General features: G+C 66.3%; 5 protein-coding genes. All 5 read left to right on the forward strand.

Annotated features, from left to right (window positions below; translation table 11 throughout):
* Positions 1-642: ACT domain-containing protein (locus tag ACFE99_RS23385; RefSeq protein ID WP_375489016.1), on the forward strand; the 642-nt coding region annotated here is incomplete at its 5' end.
* The gene (locus tag ACFE99_RS23390; protein ID WP_375489018.1) at positions 642-1673 is read left to right on the forward strand and encodes an aspartate-semialdehyde dehydrogenase; all 1032 of its coding nucleotides are present in this window, start codon (positions 642-644) and stop codon (positions 1671-1673) included. The genes ACFE99_RS23385 and ACFE99_RS23390, both read left to right, overlap by 1 nt.
* A gap of 7 nt (positions 1674-1680) precedes the next feature.
* On the forward strand, positions 1681-2835 hold the full coding sequence (locus ACFE99_RS23395; RefSeq protein WP_375489020.1) for a DUF4185 domain-containing protein: 1155 nt from the start codon (positions 1681-1683) through the stop codon (positions 2833-2835).
* 73 nt (positions 2836-2908) lie between these two features.
* Complete coding sequence (locus ACFE99_RS23400; protein WP_375489022.1) at positions 2909-3271, forward strand: hypothetical protein; 363 nt, start codon at positions 2909-2911, stop codon at positions 3269-3271.
* Positions 3272-3760: 489 nt separating this feature from the next.
* On the forward strand, positions 3761-4109 hold a 349-nt coding region (locus ACFE99_RS23405), incomplete at its 3' end, for a hypothetical protein (protein ID WP_375489024.1).

Here is a 4109-nt window from a genome sequence, read left to right on the forward strand (position 1 = left end):
GCCAAGGTGCTGATGCTGCGTTGCGTGGAATACGCCCGCCGCTACAACATTCCCGTCCACGTCCGCTCGTCGTATTCGGACCAGCCGGGCACTGTCGTCACCGGATCGATCAAGGACAAGCCCATGGAAGACCCCATCCTGACCGGAGTCGCGCACGACCGCAGCGAAGCCAAGGTGACCGTCGTCGGGCTGCCCGACATCCCCGGCTACGCGGCCAGGGTGTTCCGTGCGGTCGCCGACGTCGAGGTGAACATCGACATGGTGTTGCAGAACATCTCCAAGGTCGCAAACGGCAAGACCGACATCACGTTCACGTGTTCTCGCGACAGCGGGCCCACCGCGGTGGCCAAGCTCGACTCGCTCAAAGACGAAATCGGCTTCACCCAAGTGCTCTACGACGACCACATCGGCAAGGTGTCGCTGATCGGCGCCGGCATGCGCAGCCATCCCGGGGTGACCGCGACGTTTTGCGAGGCGCTGGCCGCCGTCGGCGTCAACATCGACCTGATCTCGACCTCCGAGATCCGGATCTCGGTGCTGATCCGCGACACCGAGGTGGACAAGGCGGTGCTGGCGCTGCACGAGGCCTTTGGGTTCGGCGGTGCGGAACCGGCCACGGTCTACGCGGGAACGGGACGTTGATGGTTGCCATCGGGGTTGTCGGTGCCACCGGGCAGGTGGGCCAGGTGATGCGCACATTGCTGGAAGAACGCAACTTCCCGGCGACGTCGGTGCGGTTTTTCGCCTCCGCGCGCTCGCAGGGCCGCAAATTGGCGTTCTGCGGCCAGGAGATCGAAGTCGAGGACGCCGAGACCGCCGATCCGGCCGGTCTGGACATCGCGCTGTTCTCGGCAGGCGCGACGATGTCGCGGGTGCAGGCGCCGCGGTTCGCCGCGGCCGGGGTGACGGTGATCGACAACTCGTCGGCGTGGCGAAAAGACCCCGACGTGCCGCTGGTGGTCTCGGAGGTGAACTTCGCAGACGCCCGCAACCGCCCGAAGGGCATAATCGCAAACCCGAACTGCACCACGATGGCCGCGATGCCGGTGCTCAAGGTGCTGCACAACGAGGCGCAGCTGCTGCGCCTGGTGGCCTCGACGTATCAGGCCGTGTCGGGCAGCGGCGTGGCCGGGGTGGCGGAGTTGGCCGCTCAGATCCGCGCGGTCGTCGACGATGCAGAACAACTGGTCTACGACGGCAATGCGGTCGAATTTCCGGCGCCGAGAACATATGTCGCGCCGATCGCGTTCAACGTGGTGCCGCTGGCCGGCTCGCTGGTCGACGATGGCTCCGGTGAGACGAACGAGGACCAGAAGTTGCGCCACGAAAGCCGCAAAATCCTCGGCATCCCAGATCTTTTGGTCAGTGGCACCTGCGTGCGTGTACCGGTTTTCACGGGCCACTCGTTGTCGATCAATGCCGAGTTCGCGCAACCACTTTCCCCTGAGCGGGCCCGCGAGCTGCTCGACGGCGCGCCGGGTGTGAAGGTGGTCGACGTGCCGACGCCGCTGGCCGCCGCCGGTGTCGACGAGTCGCTGGTCGGCCGAATCCGCCGCGATCCGGGTGTGCCCGACGGGCGCGGCCTGGCGCTGTTCGTCTCCAGTGACAACTTGCGTAAAGGCGCGGCGCTCAACACTATCCAGATAGCCGAGCTGCTGGCCGCCGAGCTGTGATCCGCGGGTGAGTTTGGCCCACGCCCGCCGGCTCACTCGATGCTCGGCTGCGTTTGTTGCGTGCATCCTTGCGCCGCAAGGTGTTTGGTCCGCGAACGCCGACCCGCCCGCTCCCATGCCCGAACCTGTGCTGCAGCCGCTGGCGCCCGGCGAAGTGATACGGATCGGCCCGACTGCCGGCACCGGCACGCCCACTCGCGACTACGGCATCGGCGCCACCGACTTATGCGCGTTCATGGAGTTTACCAGCGGTGTATTGCAAGTCTGCGGCGACAGCTTCCCCGGACAGGGGGTTGGCTTCGGGCCCGGGTTCGCGCCGGTCGCATTGCATGTCGACACAACGTCCGTCGACGACCCGGCCGGCGTGCACTACTTCGGTGTCATGGGGGTGTGGGAGCCGCTGCTGGCCGACCCCACGCCGCCCGGCGCGTCGCAGCTGCCGGCCGGAGTGGTGCAGATCAACCGGCAGAACTACCTGCTGGTGACCACTGCCGTCAACCTGGTGCCGCAAACCTCGCGGCTAGTGAAAGCCAATCCCGCACAAGGGAATTGGCCGACGGTGCCGGGATCTGTCCGCGACGCCGGCTACCAGAACGGCCGGCAGTCACAGATCAGCGGCTACTACGATCCGGTCCCGACAGCCGATTCACCCAGCGGATGGGTCTACATCGTGGCCGATAGCTTCGACCGCAGCCAGCCGGTGGTGCTCTACCGGGCCACACCGGAGACGTTCACCGACCGGTCACGCTGGCAAGGATGGGCCGCCGGGGCCGACGGCGGCTGGAACAAGCCGCCCACACCGTTGTGGGCTGACCAGGTCGGCGAGATGAGCTTCCGGCAAATCGACGGCAAAGCTGTGTTGTCGTATTTCAACGCCAGCACCGGCGATATGGAGGTCCGGGTGGCCGAGGATCCGACGTCGTTGGGCGCCGCGCCGGTGACCACGGTGGTGCACCACGACGAGTGGCCAGACCCCGCGGAAAGCCTGCCGCCGCCGTACGACAATCGGCTCGCCCAACCCTACGGGGGATACATCTCTCCGGGGTCGACGCTCGACGAACTGCGGGTGTTCGTCAGCCAATGGAACAACGCCGACCCGCGAGCCCGCGCCCCATATCGGGTCATTCAGTTCGCCGTGAACCCGTTCAAGCCGGACGCATAGCCGCCTGCACTCATAGCTATTTCATAGCTGGAACCTAGCTCCGGCTATTGCTTGCTCGCGCATCATTCGAGGCATGACTGAAACACCTGACACCCCAACCAGGCCGGCCGCGGTCGCCACCACGCCAGCGGCCGAGCCTGTCAAACCGTATTGGCTCTACCGATTGGCGGCATGGGTGGTAATTGTGGCGGGCATCTTGTTCATCGTCACGACCATCTTCTTCGCCGGCTTCCGGATCGCCAGTCACGGCCATCACGGACACCATCACCGTCATCCGCATGCCGCGATGTTCCACCAGGGCGGGCCGGGTGGTCCAGGCGGACCCGGGGCCGTCCAGCCCGGCAGGCCCGGCGGTGCGGGCGGAGCCCGTCCGAGTGTTGGACCGGGCCAACCCCCACAGTCCGTTGCTCCCTCCACCGCTCCGGCAAGCCCGTAGCGTTGGAGTTGCGCAACCGCAGTGGGCTAAACCTTTGTAAGCCTTAGGATGTCGACGGCTTCTACGGCAAGTGACCATGACCAGAGCCCGGCGCCCCGGGGGGCGCCGGGCTTCCACCTGTAGGGATTAGTTAGTTGCCGATTCCGCGAGCGACGCGCAGATCGAACAACGGCTCACAGGAATTTTCATGGCGCGAACGCCGCTGCGGCTGTTGTCGCGCTAGGGCATGATGCGAGGCATGAGTGAAGCACCTGGACCCTCGGTCCCGCCGACACCCGCCGCGGCACCATCTGTCAGGACACCGGATGGAAAGCCGGAACGGCTCTTCCAGATCGCGGCGTGGGTGGCGATCGTTGCGGGGGTCGTGTTCATCATCGCGACCGTCCTACTTTTCATTTGCGCATTCCTGTGCTGCCGCTAATCCCGCGTACACAATTTTCATGGCCGGAACCGTGCACGGCGCTCCGTCGGCTGGGCATGATTTAGGGCATGACCGAATCACCTGAACCGTCGACGCCGCCGGCGTCTGCCGCTGAGCCTCCGCCTCCGCCCCCCGGTCCGCCACACCATCCGGCACCGCCGCCCGCTGTTGCTCGGCCCAGCCGGCTTTATCAAGTCGCGGCGTGGGTAGTGATCGTCGCCGGAATTGTTTTCGTGGTGGCGGTCATCTTCTTCTCCGGTGCCGCGGTCGCCGGGCACCGCCACTGTTATCGCCACCATCACCACGGCATGTTCGTCCCTGGTGGCCCGCCTCCCGGTCCCGGCGGATGGGTCGTCGGCCCGGGTGGACCTGGGGCACCCGGCTACCCGCCCGGCATGCCCGGCCCCGGAATGATGC

Origin of the sequence: uncultured Mycobacterium sp. (genome assembly GCF_964249325.1) — a bacterium.
Lineage (GTDB): Bacteria > Actinomycetota > Actinomycetes > Mycobacteriales > Mycobacteriaceae > Mycobacterium.

What these genes read in the sequence shown, in the direction of transcription:
- ACFE99_RS23390 (WP_375489018.1), top strand. Translation starts at nt 642, where the DNA reads ATGGTTGCCATCGGGGTTGTCGGTGCCACCGGGCAGGTGGGCCAGGTG.
- ACFE99_RS23400 (WP_375489022.1), top strand. Translation starts at nt 2,909, where the DNA reads ATGACTGAAACACCTGACACCCCAACCAGGCCGGCCGCGGTCGCCACC.